This is a genomic window from Promicromonospora sp. NPDC060271 (assembly GCF_042726755.1).
GTDB lineage: Bacteria > Actinomycetota > Actinomycetes > Actinomycetales > Cellulomonadaceae > Promicromonospora.
This window is the reverse complement of the sequence record NZ_JBHXBG010000092.1, coordinates 1-22,612: the sequence shown is the minus strand read 5'-3', so window position 1 is coordinate 22,612 and position 22,612 is coordinate 1. Positions and strand designations below refer to the sequence as shown.

Genomic DNA, 22,612 nt, shown 5'->3' with positions numbered 1-22,612 from the left:
GTCGTCGGACCGCCCGGTCAGACGACCGGGTTGCCGATGGGCGGGGTCTCCAGCCGGTCGAACTCGAGCTGGGGTACCTCGCCGTCGAGGTCCTGCGCCCGGACCGGCCGGGAAGCGGGATGCGGGTTCGGGAGCGGGCCTGATCGCAGGATCGGCCGCTCGCGGGCCACCCGGTCGAGCACCGACTGGTCGAGCGCGGGGCGCTCGTTCGACGGCAGGTCGTTCGTAGGCAGGTCGTTCGCCGACGTCGGGCGCGCGGTCCGGTCAACCGGCTCCGCGTGCGCCTCCTCGAAGGCCCGCACTATCGACCAGGGCAGCCGGATGTAGCCCTCGACGTCGAACCCGTTGGCGATGGCCCAGGCCCGCATCTGGGCCGGCGTGGCCACGCTGCGGCCGTCGGTCGGCTTCTTGGCCCCGGTGTCGTCGTCCAGCTTGGGGAACTCGACGGGGGTGGCCTCGACGATGGGCTCGATCACCGCGTCCCGTGGGCAGCCGATCGTGTCCGCGACCCGCCACAGCTCCTGCCGTGCCTCCAGGTGGTACCGGTCGGCGGCGATCGCCTGGCGCACGAGCGCGTCGAAGAACTTTCGGCGGATGTCGGCGGCGGCCTCCGGCGTGAGCCGGTAGAGCGGTTCCGCGTCGGCGAGCCCCGCGGACGTCTCCGGCGTGAGGCGCCCGTCCTGGAGCGTCTCCGCGACGAGCGCCAGGTAACCGTGGGTGTGCACGTCGGCGACGGCGGAGATCGCGTCGGCCAGCGGCTGTCCTCCCAGGGTCGTCAGGATGCCGGGGCCTCGGCGGCCCGGCCACGGACGGGGCGGCTCGGCCGCCCGGCTGGGCCCGGCGGGCCAGGGGTACACCCAGGCCCGGAGCGTGACCTGCAGCAGCTCCGGCAGGTCGGACGTCCCGTTCCCGCTCTGCAGGAAGCGGCTCAGCAGCCCCGCGGTGGCGCGGGCCTCGTTGACGGGGCTCGTGTTCGGCGGGACGCCGCCGCCGTCGAACGGCACCCCCGCTGCGGTGCAGCAGTCGGAGAGCCGCCGGTGCACCAGGCCCGGCAGGTAGTGGTAGCTGGCGTCGACGGTCGTGAGCTGCGCGAACGCGGGCAGCTGCCAGCCAAGGTGCGACAGCTCGGCCCGCAGCACCTCGATGCCGAGCCGGCCGTTGTGGGTGATGATCGCCATCTGCGAGAGTCGTTCGCGCAGGGTGGCGGCGACGTCGGCGAGCGCGATCCACGCCCCGTCCGGATGCAGGACCGCCGACCACTCGTCGACGACCGCGCCCCGCTCGTCGACCCGCACGACGGCGATCTCCCGCAGGCGCGCCCTGGCTACCCGGATGCCGGTGATCCGGGTCGACACCGCTGCGTACGCGGGCTTGCCTACGCGTTCGTCCCTCGCCATGCGAGTCCTTTCTCGACAGCCGTGCCGCCAGCGGCGCTACGACGCGCCACAGGGTGCCATCAGCGCGGGAGTCCTGAAAGTGGAGTTCGTACGAATATGTCGGATTCTGTGAAAATCACTACCAAAGATAGCGGACCACCCCCCGATTATTAACACTTGTGGTGGGTGTTTGGCCACAGTCTGGGGTGGGTCAAAAGGGGAGGTCATGGTGTTGTCGAAGCTCTCGATCATGGACTGGCGCGCGATCGCCGCGCTGGGATTCGCTCTTCCGTACGTCGCTCTGACGTTCTTCGGGGGTCGGTTCGGGTGGTCTGAACCAACTGGTCCCGACGCTCTGACCAGCCCAATCACCATCGTGACCCTCGGTTGCCTCCTTGCGGGGGCCGCCCTGGCGCTGGCTCCCGTCCTGCAGGACGGGAACTATCCGGTCCTCAACATCCTTGTTGGCGGAGCCATGCTGCTCGGATTCGGCTGGGCCGTCCTCGTACTGGCTCAGGCGAAGTATGGCTGCGATCCCGTGAATCTGCTTCCCGGATGCGGGTGATCTTTTGAAAATGCGTGCCAACGCCTTCGGCACGCAGTTTTCTCCTGCCGGTTCCGGTCTCTTCGGGACACAATGCGAACGTGTTCCAGCGCCCCGCCAACCACCGGCTCGCCAGCCGCGAGCTCGTCGCCCTCGGCACGGCGAGCCAGGTGCCCACCAGGACCCGTAACCACAACGGCTACGCGCTGTTCTGGGACGGCGAGGTGATCCTGTTCGATCCCGGTGAGGGCACCCAGCGCCAGATGCTGCACGCGGGCATCTCCGCGACCACCCTGACCCGGATCGCGATCACCCACCTGCACGGCGACCACAGCCTCGGCCTGGCCGGCGTCGTGCAGCGCATCAGCCTCGACGGGGTGCCGCACACCGTGCCCGTCACGTTCCCGGCGTCCGGCAGGCGCTGGATCGAGGCGCTGTGCGACTCCACCGCGTACTACCACCAGGAGCGCCTCGCGCTGCAGGGCCTGTCCCACGACGGCGTCGTGCCGCGGGTGCCGGGGGAGGTGCACGGCCCGGCTGTCCTGCGGGCGGCCCGGCTCGACCACTCCCTGGAGGCCTACGGGTACCGGCTCGACGAGCCGGACGGCCGCCGGATGGACCCCGACCGGCTCGACGCTGCGGGGATCAGCGGGCCCGACGTCGGCCGGCTGGCCCAGGAGGGTGCGCTGCGCACCCCGCACGGGACCGTCCGGGTCGAGGACGTCAGCGACCCGCGGCCGGGGCAGTCGTTCGCGTTCGTGATGGACACCCGGCTGTGCGAGGCGGTGTGGAGCCTCGCCGACGGCGTCGACCTGCTCGTCATCGAGTCGACGTTCCTGGACCGCGACCGGGACCTGGCACGCGACCACGGGCACCTGACCGCCCTGCAGGCGGCGACCGTCGCGGCGCAGTGCGGCGTACGCAGCCTGGTGCTCACCCACTTCTCGCAGCGGTACACCGACCCGGAGGAGTTCGAGAAGGAGGCCCGCACGGTGTTCGACGGCGAGCTCACTGTCGCGGCGGACCTGGACCGCGTCCCGGTGCCGCGCAGGCTGACGGCCCCCCGGGCGTCGAGGGGCAGTTCTCCCCGTTGACCTGCCCATGGGCCCGAACCACGATGCCGCCCATGAGCATTCCGGTGAACCTCGTGCCCGGGGACGACGCCTGGGACGGCGCCGTCAACCTCCACGACCTCGGCGGCCTCCCGCTCCAGGACGGCGGCACCACCGCACCCGGGCGCGTCTGGCGCTCCGGCGCCCCCGAACCGATCACCCCCACCGGCTGGGCCGAAGCGCTCGAAGCAGGCCTGACCACCGTCGTCGACCTGCGCAACCCCGCCGAGATCAAGCAGGCCCGCAAGCGGATGCCCGACTCCGTCCGGCCGGGCGGGCTCGTCACCCGCAGCACCCCTACCGAGGACCCCGGCGACCCCCACTTCCTGGAGACCTGCGGGCCGTGGCTCGACCATCCGCGCTCCTACGCGCCCAACATCGCGATGTACCCGCACCTGGTCGGCGGCGTCTTCCGGGCGCTCGCCGACGCGGCGGGCCCCGCACTGGTCCACTGCGCGGCCGGCCGCGACCGGACCGGGATGATCACCGCGATGCTGCTGTCCCTGACGGGCGTCGAGCACGAGGCGATCGCCGACGACTACGTGCGGGCCTTCCGCGGCACGACCCATCGCGGTGGCGGCGTCACCTACGACGAGGAGCAGGGCGCCTGGGTCCAGCAACCCGGGAAGACCTGGACCGCGCAGCAGCTCGACGTGCGCGTCCGCGAGCGCCGCGCGGCGCTCCTGAGCTGGCTGGCGGAGCTGGATCCGGCGGCCTATCTGCGGTACGCGGGCCTGGACGAGGGGCGGATCACCGCCCTGCGGGGCCGCCTTCGGGCCGGGGAGCCGCTGCCTGGTTCGGGACCGCGCGCAGGTCGAGGGTCATGAACACGCTGTACGGGTCGAGGGTGTAGCTCCCGAACGGGCCGCACTCGGTGAATCCGTGGCGGGCGTACAGCCTGCGCGCGGCGGCGAAGTAGTCCTGCGGCCCGGTCTCCAGGCTGACCCGGGCGTACTCCCGCCGGCGGGCCTCCGCCAGCACCTCGTCGAGCAGCGCCGAGGCGACGCCGCGGCCGCGGGCGTGCGCGGCGGTGCGCATGGACTTGATCTCGCCGTGGGGGCCGGTGTCGGCCGGGGTGTCGAGCCGGTTGAGGGCGCCGCAGCCGAGCAGGGTGCCGTCGTCGTCGCGTGCGGTCCAGAAGGTGATCGTCGGGGCGAGCAGCGCCGAGTGGTCGAGGGCGTGCACGCTCTCGGCGGGGGACGTGGCGAACATGTCGGTGAGGTGCTCGTCGAGCAGCAGGCGGACGTCGTCGCGTGCGGGGGAGTCGATGGCGATCTTCACGGCACCATCTTCCGTCGGGGCGCGGGGCGGATCGTCCGCATGGCGGGCCCGTGTGGCGCACGTCACCCCGTGGCGGTAGGAATCTCCTCGTGCGCAGTGCCGCGCCCGGTCGTACCGGATCACCGAGGAGAACCACGATGTCGTTGCCCAGCCCGAGCTACACGATCACCCTGCGCGTGGAGGTGGCAGCGTCGCAGCGTGCCACGAGCTCGGTGGTAGCAGCGGTGGCCGACGCCGGTGGCGCGGTCATGGGCGTGGACATCGCGCACTCGACGTCGCACGGGCTGGTCGTGGACGTCACGTGCGACACGGTCGACGCGGAGCACGGCGAGCGCGTGGTGGCGGCCGTGAACGCCATAGCGGGCGCCGAGGTGCTCAAGTCGAGCGACTCGACGTTCCTGATGCACCTGGGCGGCAAGATCGAGGTCACGAACAAGGTGCCGCTCAAGACCCGCAGGGACCTGTCGCGGGCTTACACGCCTGGTGTGGCCCGGGTGTGCCTGGCCATCGCGGACAACCCTGAGGACGCCCGCCGGCTGACGATCAAGCGCAACACGGTCGCGGTGGTCACGGACGGCACGGCGGTGCTGGGCCTCGGCGACATCGGCCCGGCCGCCGCGCTGCCGGTCATGGAGGGCAAGGCGGCCCTGTTCAAGGAGTTCGGCGGGGTGGACGCCTGGCCGGTGTGCCTGGACACGACCGACACCGACGAGATCGTGCGGATCGTCAAGGCGATGGCGCCCGTGTACGGGGGTGTGAACCTCGAGGACATCGCGGCGCCGCGCTGCTTCGAGATCGAGGCACGCCTGCGCGAGGAGCTGGACATCCCCGTCTTCCACGACGACCAGCACGGTACGGCGATCGTGGTGCTCGCTGCGATGATCAACGCGCTGAAGGTGGTCGACAAGAAGCTCGAGGACGTGCGGATCGTCGTGTCCGGCGTCGGGGCCGCAGGCAACGCGATCATCCGGCTGCTCAAGGCGCAGGGCGCGCGGCACATCGTGGCGTTCGGGCGAGACGGCGCCCTGCACCCCGGCGTGGTGACCGACGACCCGCACCGGCGCTGGATCGTGGACAACACGAACGTCGACGGGTTCGCCGGCACGCTGCAGGAGGGGCTCAAGGGCGCCGACGTGTTCATCGGGGTCTCGGCGGCCGGGATCCTGTCGGGGGCGGACATCGCGCAGATGGCCGAGCGTGCCGTGGTGTTCGCGCTGGCGAACCCGACGCCGGAGGTCGACCCGCTGGAGGCCGCCGAGACGGCCGCCGTCGTGGCGACGGGCCGCAGCGACTACCCGAACCAGATCAACAACGTGCTGGCCTTCCCCGGGCTGTTCCGCGGCCTGCTGGACACGGGCGCCAAGAACATCACCACGGAGCTGCTGCGGGTCGCGGCCGTCGCGATCGCTGACGTCGTCGGGCCGGAGGAGCTGAACAGCGCGTACATCGTCCCGGGCGTGTTCGACCACCGCGTGGCCGAGGCCGTCGCGGACGCGGTGCGCAAGCAGGCCTGACTTCCGGCGTGACCGGCGCGCCCTGACGGCGTCGCTCCGTTCCCGTGTGCGGCGCGAGGTCTGGGCAACTCCTCTCTTGACCGGTACAGAAGATCGGAGTTACTGTACCGGTCAAGAAGCCTTGGAGGAGGTGGCCGTCATGCATGAGTACGCCGGTGGGAACCTCGCGCTGCGGCGCGTGGTCGCCGAGGTGAACAGCGCTCGCCCGGACGCTCCGGTCGTGGACGGTCCGGCGGCTCGGCGCCGCCGGACCGCCGGACCCGCGCCTGGTCGCACCCGGAGCGCGGTCCGTGGTCCGGCGGTCCGCCGTCGGGCGGGAGTGCGGGTGGCGCTCGCGGGTGCGCTGCGCGGGGTGGCGGCCCGGCTCGACCCGCCCTGCGCGACGCCGCAGGCCGCTGGGCACGCGGCGGGTCGGGCCCGCGGGGGAGCGGTGTGAGCGATACTGGCCTGGATATGGCCAAGGTGACGTTGCGGTCCGTCGCGGACGAGGTAGGCGTGAGCCGGATGACGGTGTCGAACGCCTTCTCGCGCCCGGACCAGTTGTCCAAGGAGCTGCGGGAGCGCATCCTCGCCGCCGCGGACCGGCTCGGGTACAGCGGGCCGGACCCGGCTGCCCGGGCGCTGGCCCGTGGCCGCACCGGTTCCGTGGGGCTGCTGCTGAACGGCCCGCTCAGCGAGGCGTTCGAGGACGAGGTGTCGGCGGAGTTCGTCGCAGCCGTCGCCGACGAGCTGACCCGGCGGGGTCTGGCGCTGACCGTCCTGACCCCGCCGCAGGACGACGGGTTCCTGCCCGCGCGGGACGTGGCCGTCGACGGTGCGCTGGTCTACACGTGCGACCCGGCCTCGGCGGGCGTGGCGTGGCTCGAGCGGCGCAAGCTGCCCGTTGTCGCCGTCGACCAGGACCTCGGGCCGGACGTGACCACGATCGGTGTCGACGACCTCGCGGGGGCCCGGGCCGGGGCGCAGCACCTGCTCGACCTCGGCCATCGCCGGATCGGGGTGCTGGCGCTGACCGAGAAGTTCGCCCAGGACCCGCCGAACCGGGACCGGCTGCGGGGGTGGCACGAGACCCTGGCGGCGCAGGGCGTCGAGCCGGTCGTGGCGCGTACGACGCTCCTGCCGCGGTCGGCGGCCCTCGAGGCGGCGACCGAGCTGCTGGAGTCGTCCGACGTCACGGCGGTGCTGTGCTTCGACGACGTGTTCGCCCGTGCCGTGATCACGGCGGCGGCGGCGCTGGGGCGGTCGGTGCCGGGCGACCTGTCCGTCGTCGGTTACGACGACAGCCGGGTCGCCACGGCTGGGGTGCCCGCGCTGACCACGGTGCGGCAGGACGTGACGACCAAGGGACACCTGGCCGCCGGGGCGCTGGCCGATCTGCTCGGCGGCCGGGCGGCGGCGTCGCACACGCTGCCGACGGAGCTGGTCGTCAGGGACAGCACCGGACCGGTGCCGGCTCCCTGACGTGCGTGGCGTCCTGTGGTCAGCCCATGCTGCCGATCGCGGTGTTGACGATGGTGCTGACCACCGCGGCGGTGCCGAGGACGAGGACGAGCAGTGCGCTGGTCGAGGCGACCAGCGGGATCCACCAGCGGACGGGCTCCGGCTGGGTGCGGTCGTTGATGCGGTCGGGGTAGGGGTTGTTCACACTGTTGCTCACACTGGTAGAGACGTTCGGCGACGCGGAAACGATGCCCGGCCCGCGATAACGGTTCGGGAACGGTCGGGCGGTCCCGGGACGGGGCGCACGCCCCGAGAGAGTTGAGGTCGGTGTGAAGCACATCGGGTTCCTGTCCTTCGGTCACTGGACGCCGCACCCGACCTCGGGCACCCGCTCGGCGTCGGACGCGCTGCTGCAGTCGATCGACCTTGCCGTGGCCGCAGAGGAGCTGGGCGCCGACGGCGCCTACTTCCGCGTGCACCACTTCGCACGCCAGCTCGCGTCGCCGTTCCCGCTGCTCGCCGCGATCGGTGCGCGCACGAGCCGCATCGAGATCGGCACGGGCGTGATCGACATGCGCTACGAGAACCCGCTGTACATGGCGGAGGACGCCGGTGCGGCGGACCTGATCTCCGGCGGGCGGCTGCAGCTCGGCATCAGCCGTGGGTCACCCGAGCAGGTCGTCGAGGGTTACCGGCACTTCGGGTACGAGCCCGCGCCGAAGGACGCGGGCGGCGCCGACCTGGCCCGGCAGCACACCGCCCGGTTCCTCGAGGTGCTGGGCGGCGAGGGGTTCGCCGAGCCCAGCCCGCGCCCCATGTTCCCCAACCCGCCGGGTCTCCTGCGGGTCGAGCCGCACTCCGCGGGGCTGCGCCGGCGCATCTGGTGGGGCGCCGGCTCCCGCGCCACCGCCGAGTGGACGGCCGCTCAGGGCATGAACCTCATGTCCTCCACGCTGCTCACCGAGGACACGGGCGTGCCGTTCCACCGGCTGCAGGCCGAGCAGATCCAGCGGTTCCGCGACGCCTGGGCCGAGGCCGGGCACGACTTCGAGCCGCGGGTGTCCGTCAGCCGCAGCATCTTCCCCATCACCGACCAGCGCGACCGGCAGTACTTCGGCATGGAGGTCTACAGCAAGGACCAGGTCGGCCATCTCGACACGGGCCCCGCGCGGTTCGGCAAGACGTATGCGGGCGAGCCCGACGAGCTGGTCGAGGACCTGCGGCAGGACGAGGCGATCCAGGCCGCCGACACCCTGCTGCTGACCGTGCCCAACCAGCTCGGCGTCGACTACAACGCGCACGTCATCGAGAACGTCCTGCGGCACGTCGCCCCGGCCCTCGGCTGGCGGTGAGGACCGGGGCGACCGACGCTCAGCGGGCTATGCCGCGCACGGCCGGTCGACGGCGCCGGCCGTGCCGGGCCGCGCCGCCGCCAGCACCAGCGAGCGCGCTCTGGCCATCTCACGAACCCGCCGGTACGCGTCGCAGCGCGCCATCAGGTAGACGCCGGACCACGGGCCGCGCGGGCCGCCGTCCGAGGCCGCGAGCGCCGAGCGCTGCGCCGTCCACCGTTCCCAGTGCCGCACGAACTCCTCGGGCTGCACCACCCGGCCGCGATCGAGCTGGCCGTCGAGCGCCTCGTCCAGGGAGACGTCGACCGCCACCAGCACGGGGTCCCAGCCGCGCAGCCGCGCCAGTAGGCCAAGGGTCTCCCGGCGCCGGGCACGGGTAGCCGTGTCGTGCACGAGGACCGGGGCGGAGGAGCGAGGGCCGCGCGCGAGGCGGGCCACCGTCTCGACGGCGTGCAGCGTGTGCACCGCCCACCGGTAGGTGGCGTACGGGACGAAGGACGGCAGCCGCGTGGCGATCGCGCGCCGGTAGCGGTCAGGGTCGAGCACGACGGTGCGGGGCGCATCGTCGGCGACCCTCGCGAGCAGGGTGCTCTTGCCGGCCCCTGGCACGCCGCCGACGACGATCAGCAGCGGGCCCGGGGTCTCGCCGGGGCCGGGCACGAGGCGCAGGCGGGGCAGTACAGCGGGTGTCGTCACATGGTCCTCCACTCGTAGGGGGCCGGGTGAGCAGCATCGCGCGAGCCGATCCGGAAACACCGGGAGCACCCTGTGCGGATGCTGGACCCGGCGCGCGGACCGGAGCGAGTCAGGTCGTCCTAGAGATGCTCATTCCACTGACTAGAACGGATGAAACCGGCACGTTTGTTCCCGGTTCGGCCGACGAGTCCTGGCTGGTGGGAGCACATATCGCCGGTCCCGGCGTCTCCCTGACCCGCTAGGGTCGGCCGCGTGAAACGCTTCCTCCTGGGTGTCCTGTCCGGTGCGGCGATCGCCCTGGTCGGCGTCGGGACCTGGTCGGTGGTGGCCGACCACCTCCGGCCCCCGCTCGTGCACGAGGTGTGCGACCCGAACCCGGCGGCAGACCCGGCGGCAGAGCAGGCATCAGGGCCCCGGTGCGTCCAGCTGCGCGACGACGGGACGCCCGGCGGCGTCCTCTGGGTCGCGCGCAAGGACCCCGACCTCGGACCGCGCATCAGCTACGTCGCCAGCCCGTTCACCGACCTCGAGCACCACACCGCCGAGGAGATAGTCGTGACGTTCGAGACCGACCACCTGGTGGTGCACGGGTACGACGGCTCCGAGCTGATCCTCACCGACGACTTCATCGGCGAGGACTGACCAGGGGCGGCAGGAGGAGAACCCGGCCCCTCCGCCACCGCGAACCGCCGCGCCGTGGCAACATCGCACCGTGACCAGCAACATCCCCGACAAGCCCACCGAGGCCCAGCGCGACGCCCAGCGCCTGCGCGACCTCGCGCTGCTCCGCCGGGTGCGCGACCGCATGGACCGCGAGTACACCCAGCCCCTGGACGTCGAGGCGCTCGCGGCCGGGGTCCACATGTCGGCCGGCCACCTGTCGCGGCAGTTCAAGGCCGCCTACGGCGAGTCCCCGTACAGCTACCTCATGACGCGCCGCATCGAACGCGCCATGATGCTGCTGCGCCGCGGGGACCTGAGCGTCACCGAGGTCTGCTTCGCCGTCGGCTGCTCGTCGCTGGGGACCTTCAGCACACGCTTCACCGAGCTGGTCGGTGTCCCGCCGAGCGTCTACCGCAACGACCCGCTGCTCGCGGCCGAGTCGATCGACACCGCCGGCCTGCCCGCGTGCATCGCGAAGCAGGTCACCAGGCCGGTCAGGAACCCGGTCAGGAATCGAGAAGCGCACACCCCCTGACCGGCCCTAGCGTGACTGCCATGAGCACAGACACCGGCATCAGCATCCACCAGACGTTCCTCCCGCACACCGACCCGGAGGCGTCGCTCGCCTTCTACCGTGACGCCCTGGGCTTCGAGGTCCTCCTGGACGTCGGCCAGGGCACCATGCGGTGGATTACCGTCGGACCCGGCGGCGGGTCCGGCCCGTCGATCGTCCTGACCCCGCCCGCCGCCGACCCCGGGGTCACCGACGCCGAACGCCGCACCGTGGCCGAGATGATGGCCAAGGGCACGTACGCCGCCGTCATCCTGGGCGCCAGCGACCTGGACAGCACCTTCGAACGGGTCGCGGCCAGCGGCGCCGAGGTCATGCAGGAGCCCATCGACCAGCCCTACGGCTTCCGCGACTGCGCGTTCCGCGACCCGGCGGGCAACACGGTCCGCATCAAGCAGCTCTGACCCCGGCCCGAGACCGCGTCGGCGGGCCGGGTCAGACCTGGTCCGCCCACAGGTGCAGCACACCCTCCGCCGAGACGACGCCGCTGCCGGTCAGCTCCACGCCGTCCGGCAGCGCACGCACCCGGATCAGGCTCCGCCGGCCCAGCGCCGTACCCTGCTCGATCTCCACGGTCTCCCCGGAGGCAAGGACGCCCTCCTCGACCAGGCGCGCCGCCAGCGGCCCGGCCGCCGTACCGGTCGCCGGATCCTCCGGGATCCCCATGATCGGGTTGAAGAACCGCGCGTACGGCGCCACCCGGCCCGCCGGCGCGCCCGCCTCGAGCGTGTACACGTAGCAGCCCTCCGCGCCGACCGCCCGCAGCGCGTCCGCCAGCCGCCGGGAGTCGGGCGAGACCCGGTCCACCACCGCCCGCGACCGCACCTCGGCCAGCAGGTGACCGGCACCGGTCGAGATCACCCGCGGCGAGCCCTCCGCGAGGTCGGCCGACCGGATCCCCAGCGCGCCCGCCAGCCCGCCCCGACCGCCCGCGGGAAGCACCCCGCCCGCGACCGGCGCGAGCTGCGTCATCGTGACCTCGACGCCGCCCGCCGACCCGGGAGCCGCCGTGCCACCGGCCCGCGTGACCCGGACCCGCAGCAGGTCGTCGCCGATCTCCTGCACGAACGACTCCTGCCCGACCGGCAGCCGGCCCGCACCGGCGAGCCAGATCCACGCACCCACTATGTTGTGCCCCGCCCCGCCGACCTCCTCACCGGTCGGCGTGAACGAACGGAACCGGACGTCCGCCCGCCCGTCCGAGGCCCCGAGCACGAACGTCGTCTCCGACTGGTTGAACTCCCGCGCGATCGCCCGCATCGTCGCCTCGGGGAGACCGTCCGCGTCCGGGACCACGGACACCGGGTTCCCGGCCAGCGGCCGGCCGGCGAAGACGTCGACCAGCACGAACGGCACCTTGCTCGCGGCATAGCTCGCATCGTTCACAGCGCAACTGTAGGGGTGCGGGAGACGACCGATCAGCCACACCACGATCAGGGACAACCACCCGGCGACAACCGATCAGATATCGAGAAGCGGCGCTCGCGGCATCCCGCCTAGTGTGGCTGCCATGGACACCCACCCCGCCGACAGCCATGACCTGATCCGCGTCAAGGGCGCTCGGGAGAACAACCTCAAGGACATCAGCGTCGACATCCCGAAGCGGCGGCTGACCGTGTTCACGGGCGTGTCCGGCTCGGGCAAGAGCTCGCTGGTGTTCGCGACGATCGCCGCCGAGTCGCAGCGCATGATCAACGAGACGTACAGCGCGTTCGTGCAGGGGTTCATGCCGTCCCTCGACCGCCCGGAGGTGGACCAGCTCGACGGGCTGACCACGGCGATCGTCGTCGACCAGGAGCGCCTGGGGTCCAACCCGCGCTCCACGCTCGGTACCGTCACGGACACCAACGCGCTGCTGCGCATCCTGTTCAGCCGGCTGGGGCAGCCGCAGGTCGGCCCGCCCATCGCGTTCTCGTTCAACGTCCCGGCGCGCAAGGCGAGCGGGGTGATGACGTCGGCCACCGGCGAGAAGCAGATAGTGCGCAACGCCGTCTACCACGGTGGCATGTGCCCGCGGTGCGAGGGCCGCGGGCAGGTCTCCGACCTGGACCTGACCAAGTTCTTCGACGACTCGCAGTCGCTGAACGAGGGCGCGATCAAGATCCCCGGCTACACCGCCGACGGCTGGATGGTCGCCACGTACATCGAGTCGGGCTTCGTGGACCCGGACAAGGCGATCCGCGACTACACCGAGACGGAGCTCGCGGACTTCCTGCACAAGGAGCCCACCAAGATCAAGGCCAAGGGCATCAACCTCACCTATGAGGGCCTGATCCCGAAGGTCCGCAAGGCGATGCTGAGCAAGGACGTCGACTCGCTCCAGCCGCACATCCGGGCCTGGGTCGAGCAGGCGGTGACGTTCGTGACCTGCCCGGAGTGCGACGGCACCCGGCTCGCGGAGGCGGCACGGTCGTCCAGGATCGACGGCATCAACATCGCCGACGCGTGCGCGATGCAGATCAGCGATCTCGCCGCCTGGGTGCGCAAGCTCGCCGCCACCGACGAGGGTGCGTCAACGGGTCCGCTCCTGACGGGTCTGCAGCTCCAGCTCGATAAGTTCACCGAGATCGGCCTGGGCTACCTCTCGCTCGACCGCCCCTCCGGGACCCTGTCCGGGGGCGAGGCGCAGCGCACCAAGCTGATCCGGCACCTCGGCTCGGCGCTGACCGACGTCACCTACGTCTTCGACGAGCCGACGATCGGGCTGCACCCGCACGACATCCAGCGGATGAACCGGCTGCTGATCGAGCTGCGGGACAAGGGCAACACGGTGCTCGTCGTCGAGCACAAGCCCGAGGCCATAGCGATCGGTGACCACGTCGTCGACCTCGGGCCGGGCGCAGGCTCCGCGGGCGGGACCATCCAGTTCGAGGGCACCGTCGAGGAGCTGCGCAGGAGCGACACCCTCACCGGCCGCCACCTCGGGTACCGCTCGCGGCTGAAGGACTCCGTACGCCCGGCCACGGGAAAGCTGGAGATCCGCGGGGCGAACGCCCACAACCTGCGCGACGTCGACGTCGACGTGCCGCTCGGGGTGCTGACCGTCGTCACGGGCGTCGCCGGCTCCGGGAAGAGCTCGCTGATCCACGGGTCGCTCCCGGCCGACGCGGGCGTCGTGACGGTCGACCAGGGCGCGATCAAGGGTTCGCGGCGGTCCAACCCCGCGACGTACACGGGACTGCTCGACCCGATCCGCAAGGCGTTCGCCAAGGCCAACGGCGTCAAGCCCGCCCTGTTCAGCGCCAACTCGGAGGGTGCGTGCCCCACCTGCAAGGGCGCAGGCGTGATCTACACCGAGCTCGGGTTCATGGACACCGTCGCCACCACGTGCGAGGACTGCGGCGGCAAGAGGTTCGACGCGTCGGCACTGGTCTACACGCTCGGCGGTGGGAACGGTGCCGAGGGCGCCGACAAGGGCAAGGACATCAGCGAGGTGCTCGCGATGCCGGTCGCCGAGGCCACCGCGTTCTTCGCCAAGGACGGCCCAGCTCCGGTCCCGGCCGCGCACAAGATCCTGGAGCGGCTGTCCGACGTCGGTCTCGGCTACCTGGGTATCGGCCAGCCGCTGACGACGCTGTCCGGGGGAGAGCGGCAGCGCCTCAAGCTGGCCGTCGAGATGGCCCGAGAGGGCGGCGTCTACGTGCTCGACGAGCCCACAACGGGTCTGCACCTGGCGGACGTCGAGAACCTGCTCGCCCTCCTGGACCGCCTCGTCGAGTCGGGCAAGTCGGTCATCGTGATCGAGCACCACCAGGCGGTCATGGCGCACGCGGACTGGATCATCGACCTCGGCCCCGGCGCGGGGCACGACGGCGGCCGCATCGTCTTCGAGGGGACCCCGGCGGACCTGGTGGCGCAGGCGAGGCAGGGCCGGCCGACGCTCACCGGCGAGCACCTGGCGCGTTACGTGGGGGAGTAGCCCGTGCGCGCCTGCCGGCCCGCGGGTCGGCAGGCGGGTCAGCGGTTCGCGCGCACCAGGCCCGACTCGTACGCGCAGACCACCATCTGGGTCCGGTCGCGCAGCTCGAGCTTGTTCAGGATGCGTGAGACGTGCGTCTTGACCGTCTGCTCGGCCAGGTACAGCTCGGTGGCGATCTCGGCGTTGGACTGGCCCGCTGCGACCAGCTTCATGACGTCGAGCTCGCGGTCGGTCAGCGCGGACAGGGTGGCGTCCGCCGAGACGGGCCGTTCCGGGCGGGCCGCGTAGTCGGCGATGAGGGCCCGCGTGATCTTCGGGGACAGGAGCGCCTCGCCCGCCGCGACCACGCGGACGGCCTGGGTGAGCTCCTCGGGCGGGGAGTCCTTCAGCAGGAAGCCGCTCGCGCCCGCCCGCAGGGCCGAGAACACGTAGTCGTCGGCGTCGAACGTGGTCAGCATGATCACCCTCGGCGGTGTGCCGGGCATGGCCATGATCGAGCGGGTCGCGTCCAGCCCGTTGACCTTCGGCATGCGGATGTCCATCAGCACGACGTCGGGCCGGGTACGGCGCACGACGTCGCAGATCCCGTCACCGTCCTCGGCCGTGCCGACGACCGTGATCCCCTCGTGCGCGTCCAGGAGGGCGGCGAACCCGGCCCGGATCATCGACTGGTCGTCCACGATCAGCACCCGGATCGCGCTGTCGGCACCTTCGGGGGCTGGCGGCATAGGACCAAAGTAACCGACGGCCGAGACGAAACCCGAAAGTATGACGCCGGATCCCTCTCGCGGGTGACGCGCCGTACACGAGGGACGCATAGCCTGCGGAGAATGGACCACCCCCATGCTCGTCCACAGGTACCGAGCGCCGTAGCGGCCGCCAGCCGCGGCGCCCGCTACTGGCGGCTGCGCTCGCTGACCCGCCTGGACCTCAGCACGTTCTCGATCGCCCGGCGCGAGGTCGTCTGGATGTGGACGGTGGTCTCCGTCACCGCGGTCGCGCTCGTCGCCGTCGGCTGGCCGGTGACCGCGTCCGGGTACCACACCCACCCGGCGGCCGCCATGGCCCTGACCATCGTGCACTGCGCCGCCGCGATCATGGCGCTGCGCTGGGCCTGGGCCGGGCTCGGCGCGTCCATCCCTGCCGCCCTCGGCCTGATGATCGTCACCGCGAACGCTGCCCCCGCGTGGCCCTGGCCGTGGCCGGTCACCGTGCTGCTCACGCACTGCCTGACGGTGTTCGTGCTCGCCCTGCGCCACCCTTGGTACTGGGCGGCGTCCCTGTGGCTCGCGGGGGCCATGCTGACGGTCCTCGCGCCCGCGCTGATCGTGGACGACGCCGGCGAGTCGGCCGTCGCCAACGGCGTCGTGCTGGTCTCGCTCAGCGCCGCCATCGCGCTGGTCGGTGTGCTCGTGCGCTTGTGGATCCTGAGCGTCGTCCGTATGGAGCAGGCCGAACGCCTCAGCGCCGCCGAGGCCGGCCGGCGCCGCGAGCTCGAGGAGCGCAACAGGATCGCGCGCGAGCTGCACGACGTCGTCGCGCACAGCATGTCCGTCATCACCGTCCAGGCCTCGACCGCGCGCTACCGGCAGCCCGGCCTCGACGAGACCATCCAGCAGGAGTTCGAGGAGATCGCCGCCTCCTCCCGGCGCGCCCTGAGCGAGATGCGCGGCCTGCTCGGCATCCTGCGCGGCCACGACAGCGCCCCCACCGCCCCCATGCCCGGCCTCGCCGACATCGAGGAGCTCGTCAGATCCACCCGCGCGTCCGGCGCAGAGATCGCCTACAAGGGCACCGAGGCAGCGGTCCCCGAGGCGGTAGGGCTCACCGGCTTCCGCGTCGTCCAGGAAGCCCTGAGCAACGCCCTGCGGCACGCTCCCGGCGCCGCGATCACCGTCACGGTCACCGACGACGGGCACGACCTGCGCGTCGTCGTCACCAACACGGCCCCCGCCCGCAGCGACGAACCCACCCCGGGCGCCCGGCTGGGCCTGGCCGGCATCCGCGAGCGCGCGGCCGCCCTCGGCGGCACGGTCACCTCCGGCCCCACACCGGACGGCGGCTTCGAGCTCTCCGCGACCCTCCCCGTCGTCGAGGACGACGACCCGCTGCTCACGTAGGTTGCTCACGGAGGTGAGGCCACCCACTACTCACGTAGGGGGTGAGATTGGCTCCCGCGGGGGACGCGCGACCAGCAACCCGGTTCCTAGGTTGACACCCATGACGACCACGACCGAAGCGCCGCCTCGCTCGGCCCGCCCGCCCCGCCCAGCACGCACCGCGCGCAACCAGCAGACCAACGACTACTTCGATCTCGCCGAGCGCGCCACCGCCGCCGGCCTGATGGGGCGGCGCCTCGGCTGGTACGCGGCCCGTACGGCCTTCCTCGTGGCGGGCCTGGCGCTCGCCTTCACGCTGCTGCTGACGCTGGGCGACACGTGGTGGCAGCTCGCGGTGGCCGTCCTGTTCGGCATCGTGTTCACCCAGTGGGCATTCCTCGGCCATGACGCCGGGCACCTGCAGATCTTCCGCTCCGGACGGCACAACGAGTGGGCAGGACGCATCATCGCCAACCTCGTCGTCGGCCTCAGCCACGGCTGGTGGGCCCGCAAGCACAACAAGCACCACGGCAACCCCAACGTGATCGGCAAGGACGGCGACATCGAGACCGGGGCGCTCGTGTTCGTACCCGGCGAAGAGGTCGGCCGCACCGGGTTCATGGGCTGGGTCACCCGCCACCAGGGCTACCTGTTCTTCCCGCTGCTGACGTTCTTCGGCCCGTCGCTGCACCTCAACGCCGTCCAGACCCTCGCAACCACACCGGCGATCAAGCACCGCGCCACCGAGATCTGGCTCCTCGGCCTCCGGCTCATCGGGTTCCCGACGCTCGTCCTCCTCACGCTCGGCCCGGCCCTCGGCGCCGCGTTCATGGCCGTACAGCTCGCGACGTTCGGCCTGTACATGGGCGCGACCTTCGCACCGAACCACAAGGGCATGCCGCTGCTGCCCAAGGACCTCACGATCGACTTCCTGCGCCGCCAGGTGCTCACCTCCCGCAACATCCGCGGCGGCTGGTTCACCGACATCGCCATGGGTGGCCTGAACTACCAGATCGAGCACCACGTCTTCCCGCGGATGGCCAGCGCCAACCTGAAGCAGGTCCGACCGATCGTCCAGGCGTTCTGCGCCGAGCGCGACATCCCCTACACCGAGACCGGCCTGTTCGAGTCCTACGGCATCATCACCGCGTACCTCAACCGCGTGGGGCTCGGCTACGCCGACCCCATGGACTGCCCGATCGCCGCGCAGTACCGGTAGCCACAGTTCCAGCACACGCGGCACCGGGCGGGGCCCGGCCGACGACGACGTCGGTCAGGCCCCGCCCGCGCGTCCAGCCCTCAGCCGCGGCCACCGTCCCCGCCGACGCCGTCCAGCACCGCCAGCTCTTCGTCCGTCAGCCGCAGGGCTCCCGCCGCGACGTTCTCCTCCAGGTGCGCCACGTTCCCCGTACCGGGGATCGCGATGACGTGCGGCCCCCGGTGCAGGGTCCACGCCAGGCGGACCTGCGCCGGCGTCGCACCGTGCGCGGCGGCCACCGCCGCCACCTCCGCCCGACCGGTCTCGTCCGGACCACCGCTCAGCGCGGCCCCCGGCACCGCCGCCCCGACCGAGAAGAACGGCACGAACGCGATACCGTGCTCACCGCACAGGGTCACCAGGGCGTCGTCCTCCCGGCTGGTCAGACCGTACTGGTTCTGCACGCACACCACAGGAGCGACCGACATCGCCTCCAGAAGCTGCTCCGGCAGCACGTTGGAGATACCGAGGTGCCGCACCAGACCAGCGGAGCGCAGGTCCGCGAGCGCCCCGAAGTGCTCGGCGACCGACTCCGGCTCGCGCCCCTCACCGGCCATCCGCGTACCCCACCGCAGGTTCACGACGTCGAGATGGTCGCGACCCAGCTGACGGATGTTCTCCTCGACCTGGGCGCGCAGCTCCTCAGGGCGCGCCATGTGCTCGAACGCGCCGTCCCGGGCCCGGGACGGCCCGACCTTCGTGGTGATCGTCAGGTCCTCCCCATAGGGCTGCAGGGCAGTGCTGATCAGCTCGTTGGCCGAACGCAACGGCATGAAGTAGAACGCCGCCGTGTCGATGTGGTTCACCCCGAGCTCGACGGCTCGGCGCAGGACCGCCGTCGAACCGTCCCGGCCACGCGGCACCTCGTCCCCGGGCATCCCCACCAACCGCATCGCCCCGAGCCCCACCCGGTTGACCGTACGGTCCCCGAGCCGCCAGGTACCGGCCGCCGCCGCATCCGGGGTAGCCGGGGCGCTCGCTGCTGTCGTGTTCACGTCTGTCGTCATACAGCCAGCATCACGCCGCCCCGACCCGGAGCCGTCAGGATGGCAACAAGCTGCCGACCCCGGCGCGGGGGAGCGCCGCCGGCGGGATCGAACCCATAATCGAACACATGCAGACCGGGGAAGCCGTCACCATCGTGCACGGCGAGCAGGAGCTCTTCGAGCGGACCAGGCACCTGTTCACCACCGCGACCGACGTCGCCTGCGCGGCCAACGGCCTCGCCACCTGGGCCGCCGCACAGTCCGCACCCGAGTTCACCGGCATGGTCCGCGAACGACGACCAGCCGGCGCCCGCCTGCGCAAGATGTACCGGTCCGCACTCCTGCTCGACCAGGTCGCCGCACGAAACCTCGCCCGCGACCGCGACCGGCACGGCGCACACGTCCGCGTCACGACCCAGGAGATCAACGAGACGATCATCCTCGACCGCCGCCTGGTGATCCTCGCCGGCGACCTCACCGCCGGACGGCGCAGCTACACCGTCATCACCCAGCGCGAGGCGGTACAGGCAGTGACCTCCCTGTTCGACGCCGCCTGGCACTCGGCCACCGAGCTCGACGTCTACGACACCCAGATCGCCGAGATCCGCCACCTCGCACCCCAGGTCCTCGACCTGCTGAGCCAGGGAGCCAAGGACGAGGCCGCCGCCCGAACCCTCGGCCTCGGCGTACGCACCTACCGACGCCGCGTCGCCGAGCTCATGGACGCCCTCGGCGCCGAGTCCCGCTTCCAGGCCGGCGTACGCGCACGAGAGCTCGGCCTCGTCTGACCACTCTGCCGGCCCTGCCGGCCCCGCCCGAGGACCGTGTCAGTGACTGGTGCAAGACTCCTGCCGTGAGCGAACGAGCCCCCGTCCCAACCGACACCGTCCAACGCCTCGCCGCCATCCTGGAACCCCTCCCGGAATGCGCAGAGCACGACGCCTGGACCGGCGTCGCCTGGAAGGTCCGCGACGCCACCGTCGGGCACGTCTTCGGGGGAGAGGACGGCCTCGTCCGCATCACCTTCCGCGCCGAACCAGACGAGGTAGAAGCCTTCCCCCACCTCGGCCCCCAGTACTTCAAGGCCAGCTGGGGCACCAACGTCGTCGGCCTCATCCTCGACCAGCACACCGACTGGGACGAGCTCGCCGAGCTCCTCACCGACTCCTACTGCATCCAGGCACCACACGACCTCGCCGCACAGGTCGACCGCCCCGCGCTCCAGGACGGCTGACTAACCTCGAGACATGACCCAGCACACCACCGTCCAGACCTGGATCAACACCTACGAACGCCTCTGGCGCACACCAGGCACCGACGCCCTCACCGACCTGTTCACCACCGACGCCACCTACAAGACCTCACCCTGGGCGGCACCCATCGTCGGCCTGCCGGCGCTCGCGGAGTTCTGGGAGTCCCATCGTGACGGTCCGGACGAGTCGTTCACCATGTCCGCCGAGGTGGTGGCGGTGGAAGGCCCGACGGCGGTCGTCCGCGTGCGCGTCGAGTACGGCGGGTCCGGTGATCGCTGGCTCGACCTCTGGATCATCGAGCTCGACGACGACGGCCGTTGCACAGCCTTCGAGGAGTGGCCGATCGCCCCGCCTCAGTAGCCGAGGCCCGGCGTGACCGCCGACGCCGGGCGGACGCCGGCCCGGATCTCCGTCAGGGCCGCGTCGAGGCCCACCACGACGTCCGAGGGCAGCGTCAGGCCCGAGACGTGGGGCGTCACGGTGATCTCGGGACGACGCCACAGGGGAGACGAGGCGCCGAGGGGTTCCTCCTCGGTGACGTCGAGGGTCGCGTGCCGGACGTGCCCGGTCGCGATCGCGCCCAGCAGCGTGTCGGTGCGGACCGCCGAACCGCGACCGATGTTGACCAGGTGCACCCCGTCGAACGCCCCCAGCAGCTCCGGAGTGATCATCCCGGCGGTCTGCGGGGTGTGGGGGAGTGCGAGCACGAGGACGTCGGCCCCTGACGCGTCGAGGGCGGGCGTCCGGCCCAGCTCGGCGAGGGGGAGCACGACGTCGAAGGCGTCGTCCGGCCGCCCGCTCCTGCTGAGGCCCGTGACCCGGTGCCCGACGGCGGCGAGGGTCCTGGCGATCGCACGCCCGACGGCGCCGGTACCGATCACCACCGCACCGTCACGGGCGGGTGGCACGGGCGGGTTCGACGGGTCCCACGTCGCCGTCGCCGAGTCGGCGACGTACCGGGCCGTCTGCCAGCGTTCGGCAAGCACCCAGGTCAGCACGTACTCGGCTATGCGCAGCGGCATCGTCCCGGTGGTGCGGGTCAGGAGCACCTGGTCCGGGAGGGCCGGCGCCAGGTGCTCTACACCGGCGAAGGGGGAGTGCACCCAGGAAGCACCCGCCGCATGTGCCGGCCTCGTCGTGATCGCGAGCGTCGCGGCGTCCCGCGTGAGCTCCAGGCCGTTCGCGCGAGCCCAGGCGGCGATCGCGTCCCGCCAGGCCGGTTCGACGTCGTCACCGAGACGGACCGTCGGACGGGCAAGCAGTGCTTCGGCGAGCTCATGAACGGCGTGCACGGAGGTCATCGCGGTGATTCCTCGCTGCGGGCGTCCACCTGGACGTCCAGGTGTAGGGCGCGGCAGAGCTCCTCGAGCCCGTGCTCCGCGACGAACGGTGCGAGAAGCGACAGGAGCGCCTGGACGGCGTCGACCACGGCATCGTGGTCGGGGGAGCCGACGAGGGTGGCGGCCAGCCCGTCGGGCACGGGCCGGCCGGCGTTCTCCAGGCTGACGGCCCCGTACTGCGGGAAGACCACCTGTTCCTGTGCGGCGACCAGTTGGAGGTACAGGTCACGCGCCTCGGTCAGGCTGCGCAGCGCCCTCCACAAGGTGCCCCTGCGGGCGTGTTTGAGCGCGTCACCTGCGGCGATACAGGCAAGGAAGGTCCATTCACGCCGTCCGTCAGCATCGGGATCCCACGTCGCCCGATCCAGCGACGTGGAAAGCCTGTCCAATTTGTCCACCAGGGCGACGGCTTCGGGTGCGAGACCGGTGCGCGACGCCGACGGCATCACGACGAGCGAGACCTGCCGCCCGTCCTGGTAGATGCAGACCAGGTGTGTCGTCTCCGGCCCGAACGGCTGGCGCAGCACGGCGGCCGTAGGGGCGAACTCGGTCACCGCACGTTCGACGGCGTCCAGGTCGCCGCCGTCCAGCAGACCGACACCGGCGTCGATGTCCGAGTGCTCGTCTCCGGCGCCTCGTCCCAGCGAACCGGCGAGCTCGAGCCACTCGACCCACGGGGTCTCACGTGCCCAGGCGGTCAGGCTCTCGACGAGCTCGGCCGGCCCTGGTGAGGCTGGTGGCACAGCGGCGGCTGACGACGGCGGTGGCGCGGCTGGTGGCACAGCAGCGGCCGGTACCGACGACTCCGCCGACAGCCCTGTTCCCGGTGACGATCCTGGTGGAGATCCTGGCGCTGATGCTGGTTCGTAGGGCGACGACGTGTGCTGAGCCACGGCCGCAGTCTGGCACGTCATCACGGCATCTTCGCGTCGTGGATCGGGCTGTACGGCCAGATCAGAGCAAAACCGATAATGCACATTATGTCATTACGGCGTGGGAACGGCCTGGAACTACGCCCCCGCCCCGCACTGGCGACGCTGCACCCGTTGTGCGCTCCGGCGCGCGATTCACGCCGCTGCGCACGATCGCCCCTTCGCGCACCCCTCTGACTTCGGTCCATTGTTGGGACGTGCTCGGTGACTTCGGTCCGTTGCATGGCGTTGCTCATGACTTCGGTCGGTTGCACTGAGATCGGTCGGTTGAATGAC

General features: G+C 71.7%; 25 protein-coding genes. 16 read left to right on the top strand and 9 right to left on the bottom strand.

The window, feature by feature from the left end:
• Window positions 1–17: 17 nt before the first annotated feature.
• On the bottom strand, window positions 18–1,397 hold the full coding sequence (locus ACFWE2_RS15255; RefSeq protein WP_377225081.1) for a hypothetical protein: 1,380 nt from the start codon (window positions 1,395–1,397) through the stop codon (window positions 18–20).
• Window positions 1,398–1,602: 205 nt separating this feature from the next.
• Between ACFWE2_RS15255 and ACFWE2_RS15250 the strand changes: the two genes are divergently transcribed.
• The 3 genes from ACFWE2_RS15250 to ACFWE2_RS15240 all read left to right on the top strand — a co-directional run bounded on the left by ACFWE2_RS15250 (window position 1,603) and on the right by ACFWE2_RS15240 (window position 3,859).
• Entirely contained in the window at window positions 1,603–1,941 is a 339-nt protein-coding gene (locus ACFWE2_RS15250) for a hypothetical protein (RefSeq protein WP_377225080.1), read from the top strand.
• An 80-nt stretch (window positions 1,942–2,021) separates the two neighbouring features.
• Window positions 2,022–3,014 carry a ribonuclease Z gene (locus ACFWE2_RS15245; protein ID WP_377225079.1) on the top strand — a complete coding sequence of 331 codons (993 nt, stop codon included), beginning with the start codon at window positions 2,022–2,024 and terminating at the stop codon, window positions 3,012–3,014.
• 32 nt (window positions 3,015–3,046) lie between these two features.
• A complete protein-coding gene (locus ACFWE2_RS15240) occupies window positions 3,047–3,859 on the top strand; it encodes a tyrosine-protein phosphatase (RefSeq protein ID WP_377225078.1) in 813 nt (270 codons plus the stop codon).
• On the opposite strand, the gene ACFWE2_RS15235 is transcribed toward ACFWE2_RS15240, so the two are convergent.
• Window positions 3,783–4,313, bottom strand: coding sequence for a GNAT family N-acetyltransferase (locus tag ACFWE2_RS15235; protein WP_377225077.1), 531 nt, complete (start codon window positions 4,311–4,313; stop codon window positions 3,783–3,785). The genes ACFWE2_RS15240 and ACFWE2_RS15235 overlap by 77 nt on opposite strands.
• Window positions 4,314–4,450: 137 nt before the next feature.
• On the opposite strand from ACFWE2_RS15235, the gene ACFWE2_RS15230 reads away from it, so the two are divergent.
• The 3 genes from ACFWE2_RS15230 to ACFWE2_RS15220 all read left to right on the top strand — a co-directional run bounded on the left by ACFWE2_RS15230 (window position 4,451) and on the right by ACFWE2_RS15220 (window position 7,288).
• Complete coding sequence (locus ACFWE2_RS15230) at window positions 4,451–5,827, top strand: NAD-dependent malic enzyme (RefSeq protein ID WP_377225076.1); 1,377 nt, start codon at window positions 4,451–4,453, stop codon at window positions 5,825–5,827.
• Window positions 5,828–5,966: 139 nt separating this feature from the next.
• On the top strand, window positions 5,967–6,263 hold the full coding sequence (locus ACFWE2_RS15225) for a hypothetical protein (RefSeq protein ID WP_377225075.1): 297 nt from the start codon (window positions 5,967–5,969) through the stop codon (window positions 6,261–6,263).
• Window positions 6,264–6,280: 17 nt separating this feature from the next.
• Entirely contained in the window at window positions 6,281–7,288 is a 1,008-nt protein-coding gene (locus ACFWE2_RS15220; protein WP_377225082.1) for a LacI family DNA-binding transcriptional regulator, read from the top strand.
• A gap of 19 nt (window positions 7,289–7,307) precedes the next feature.
• Here ACFWE2_RS15220 and ACFWE2_RS15215 read toward each other — a convergent pair whose 3' ends face one another.
• Complete coding sequence (locus ACFWE2_RS15215; protein WP_377225074.1) at window positions 7,308–7,484, bottom strand: hypothetical protein; 177 nt, start codon at window positions 7,482–7,484, stop codon at window positions 7,308–7,310.
• Window positions 7,485–7,596: 112 nt separating this feature from the next.
• Between ACFWE2_RS15215 and ACFWE2_RS15210 the strand changes: the two genes are divergently transcribed.
• Window positions 7,597–8,619, top strand: a complete 1,023-nt coding sequence (locus ACFWE2_RS15210; protein ID WP_377225073.1) for an LLM class flavin-dependent oxidoreductase — start codon at window positions 7,597–7,599, stop codon at window positions 8,617–8,619.
• A gap of 27 nt (window positions 8,620–8,646) precedes the next feature.
• Here the strand turns inward: ACFWE2_RS15210 and ACFWE2_RS15205 are convergent, their stop codons facing one another.
• Window positions 8,647–9,315 carry an AAA family ATPase gene (locus ACFWE2_RS15205; RefSeq protein ID WP_377225072.1) on the bottom strand — a complete coding sequence of 223 codons (669 nt, stop codon included), beginning with the start codon at window positions 9,313–9,315 and terminating at the stop codon, window positions 8,647–8,649.
• Window positions 9,316–9,567: 252 nt separating this feature from the next.
• Here ACFWE2_RS15205 and ACFWE2_RS15200 point away from each other — a divergent pair, with 252 nt between their 5' ends.
• The 3 genes from ACFWE2_RS15200 (at window position 9,568) to ACFWE2_RS15190 (ending at window position 10,953) form a co-directional block, all read left to right on the top strand.
• Complete coding sequence (locus tag ACFWE2_RS15200; protein ID WP_377225071.1) at window positions 9,568–9,957, top strand: hypothetical protein; 390 nt, start codon at window positions 9,568–9,570, stop codon at window positions 9,955–9,957.
• Window positions 9,958–10,027: 70 nt separating this feature from the next.
• The gene (locus tag ACFWE2_RS15195; RefSeq protein ID WP_377225070.1) at window positions 10,028–10,513 is read left to right on the top strand and encodes a helix-turn-helix transcriptional regulator; all 486 of its coding nucleotides are present in this window, start codon (window positions 10,028–10,030) and stop codon (window positions 10,511–10,513) included.
• Between the two features lie 20 nt (window positions 10,514–10,533).
• Window positions 10,534–10,953: a VOC family protein gene (locus ACFWE2_RS15190; protein WP_377225069.1), complete on the top strand. Its 420-nt coding sequence runs from the start codon at window positions 10,534–10,536 to the stop codon at window positions 10,951–10,953.
• A 31-nt stretch (window positions 10,954–10,984) separates the two neighbouring features.
• Here ACFWE2_RS15190 and ACFWE2_RS15185 read toward each other — a convergent pair whose 3' ends face one another.
• Window positions 10,985–11,935, bottom strand: coding sequence for a PhzF family phenazine biosynthesis protein (locus ACFWE2_RS15185; protein WP_377225068.1), 951 nt, complete (start codon window positions 11,933–11,935; stop codon window positions 10,985–10,987).
• Window positions 11,936–12,059: 124 nt separating this feature from the next.
• Here ACFWE2_RS15185 and ACFWE2_RS15180 point away from each other — a divergent pair, with 124 nt between their 5' ends.
• Window positions 12,060–14,468, top strand: coding sequence for an ATP-binding cassette domain-containing protein (locus tag ACFWE2_RS15180; RefSeq protein ID WP_377225067.1), 2,409 nt, complete (start codon window positions 12,060–12,062; stop codon window positions 14,466–14,468).
• Between the two features lie 38 nt (window positions 14,469–14,506).
• On the opposite strand, the gene ACFWE2_RS15175 is transcribed toward ACFWE2_RS15180, so the two are convergent.
• Window positions 14,507–15,196 carry a response regulator gene (locus tag ACFWE2_RS15175; RefSeq protein ID WP_377225066.1) on the bottom strand — a complete coding sequence of 230 codons (690 nt, stop codon included), beginning with the start codon at window positions 15,194–15,196 and terminating at the stop codon, window positions 14,507–14,509.
• 102 nt (window positions 15,197–15,298) lie between these two features.
• On the opposite strand from ACFWE2_RS15175, the gene ACFWE2_RS15170 reads away from it, so the two are divergent.
• A complete protein-coding gene (locus ACFWE2_RS15170) occupies window positions 15,299–16,588 on the top strand; it encodes a sensor histidine kinase (protein WP_377225065.1) in 1,290 nt (429 codons plus the stop codon).
• Window positions 16,589–16,688: 100 nt separating this feature from the next.
• Window positions 16,689–17,786: a fatty acid desaturase family protein gene (locus ACFWE2_RS15165; RefSeq protein WP_377225064.1), complete on the top strand. Its 1,098-nt coding sequence runs from the start codon at window positions 16,689–16,691 to the stop codon at window positions 17,784–17,786.
• Between the two features lie 80 nt (window positions 17,787–17,866).
• Here the strand turns inward: ACFWE2_RS15165 and ACFWE2_RS15160 are convergent, their stop codons facing one another.
• Entirely contained in the window at window positions 17,867–18,832 is a 966-nt protein-coding gene (locus ACFWE2_RS15160; RefSeq protein ID WP_377225063.1) for an oxidoreductase, read from the bottom strand.
• 107 nt (window positions 18,833–18,939) lie between these two features.
• Between ACFWE2_RS15160 and ACFWE2_RS15155 the strand changes: the two genes are divergently transcribed.
• The 3 genes from ACFWE2_RS15155 to ACFWE2_RS15145 all read left to right on the top strand — a co-directional run bounded on the left by ACFWE2_RS15155 (window position 18,940) and on the right by ACFWE2_RS15145 (window position 20,424).
• Window positions 18,940–19,599, top strand: coding sequence for a DNA-binding response regulator (locus tag ACFWE2_RS15155; RefSeq protein ID WP_377225062.1), 660 nt, complete (start codon window positions 18,940–18,942; stop codon window positions 19,597–19,599).
• 65 nt (window positions 19,600–19,664) lie between these two features.
• A complete protein-coding gene (locus ACFWE2_RS15150; RefSeq protein ID WP_377225061.1) occupies window positions 19,665–20,045 on the top strand; it encodes an MmcQ/YjbR family DNA-binding protein in 381 nt (126 codons plus the stop codon).
• 13 nt (window positions 20,046–20,058) lie between these two features.
• Window positions 20,059–20,424, top strand: coding sequence for a nuclear transport factor 2 family protein (locus ACFWE2_RS15145; RefSeq protein WP_377225060.1), 366 nt, complete (start codon window positions 20,059–20,061; stop codon window positions 20,422–20,424).
• Here the strand turns inward: ACFWE2_RS15145 and ACFWE2_RS15140 are convergent.
• Entirely contained in the window at window positions 20,418–21,365 is a 948-nt protein-coding gene (locus tag ACFWE2_RS15140) for an NAD(P)-dependent oxidoreductase (RefSeq protein WP_377225059.1), read from the bottom strand. The genes ACFWE2_RS15145 and ACFWE2_RS15140 overlap by 7 nt on opposite strands.
• The gene (locus ACFWE2_RS15135) at window positions 21,362–22,147 is read right to left on the bottom strand and encodes a hypothetical protein (RefSeq protein WP_377225058.1); all 786 of its coding nucleotides are present in this window, start codon (window positions 22,145–22,147) and stop codon (window positions 21,362–21,364) included. Before ACFWE2_RS15135 ends, ACFWE2_RS15140 begins: the two co-directional genes overlap by 4 nt.
• Window positions 22,148–22,612 lie beyond the last annotated feature (465 nt).

What these genes read in the sequence shown, in the direction of transcription:
- ACFWE2_RS15175 (WP_377225066.1), bottom strand. Translation starts at nt 15,196, where the DNA reads ATGCCGCCAGCCCCCGAAGGTGCCGACAGCGCGATCCGGGTGCTGATC.
- ACFWE2_RS15255 (WP_377225081.1), bottom strand. Translation starts at nt 1,397, where the DNA reads ATGGCGAGGGACGAACGCGTAGGCAAGCCCGCGTACGCAGCGGTGTCG.
- ACFWE2_RS15180 (WP_377225067.1), top strand. Translation starts at nt 12,060, where the DNA reads ATGGACACCCACCCCGCCGACAGCCATGACCTGATCCGCGTCAAGGGC.
- ACFWE2_RS15145 (WP_377225060.1), top strand. Translation starts at nt 20,059, where the DNA reads ATGACCCAGCACACCACCGTCCAGACCTGGATCAACACCTACGAACGC.
- ACFWE2_RS15155 (WP_377225062.1), top strand. Translation starts at nt 18,940, where the DNA reads ATGCAGACCGGGGAAGCCGTCACCATCGTGCACGGCGAGCAGGAGCTC.
- ACFWE2_RS15190 (WP_377225069.1), top strand. Translation starts at nt 10,534, where the DNA reads ATGAGCACAGACACCGGCATCAGCATCCACCAGACGTTCCTCCCGCAC.
- ACFWE2_RS15165 (WP_377225064.1), top strand. Translation starts at nt 16,689, where the DNA reads ATGACGACCACGACCGAAGCGCCGCCTCGCTCGGCCCGCCCGCCCCGC.
- ACFWE2_RS15230 (WP_377225076.1), top strand. Translation starts at nt 4,451, where the DNA reads ATGTCGTTGCCCAGCCCGAGCTACACGATCACCCTGCGCGTGGAGGTG.
- ACFWE2_RS15225 (WP_377225075.1), top strand. Translation starts at nt 5,967, where the DNA reads ATGCATGAGTACGCCGGTGGGAACCTCGCGCTGCGGCGCGTGGTCGCC.
- ACFWE2_RS15170 (WP_377225065.1), top strand. Translation starts at nt 15,299, where the DNA reads ATGGACCACCCCCATGCTCGTCCACAGGTACCGAGCGCCGTAGCGGCC.
- ACFWE2_RS15160 (WP_377225063.1), bottom strand. Translation starts at nt 18,832, where the DNA reads ATGACGACAGACGTGAACACGACAGCAGCGAGCGCCCCGGCTACCCCG.
- ACFWE2_RS15240 (WP_377225078.1), top strand. Translation starts at nt 3,047, where the DNA reads ATGAGCATTCCGGTGAACCTCGTGCCCGGGGACGACGCCTGGGACGGC.
- ACFWE2_RS15250 (WP_377225080.1), top strand. Translation starts at nt 1,603, where the DNA reads ATGGTGTTGTCGAAGCTCTCGATCATGGACTGGCGCGCGATCGCCGCG.
- ACFWE2_RS15140 (WP_377225059.1), bottom strand. Translation starts at nt 21,365, where the DNA reads ATGACCTCCGTGCACGCCGTTCATGAGCTCGCCGAAGCACTGCTTGCC.
- ACFWE2_RS15220 (WP_377225082.1), top strand. Translation starts at nt 6,281, where the DNA reads ATGGCCAAGGTGACGTTGCGGTCCGTCGCGGACGAGGTAGGCGTGAGC.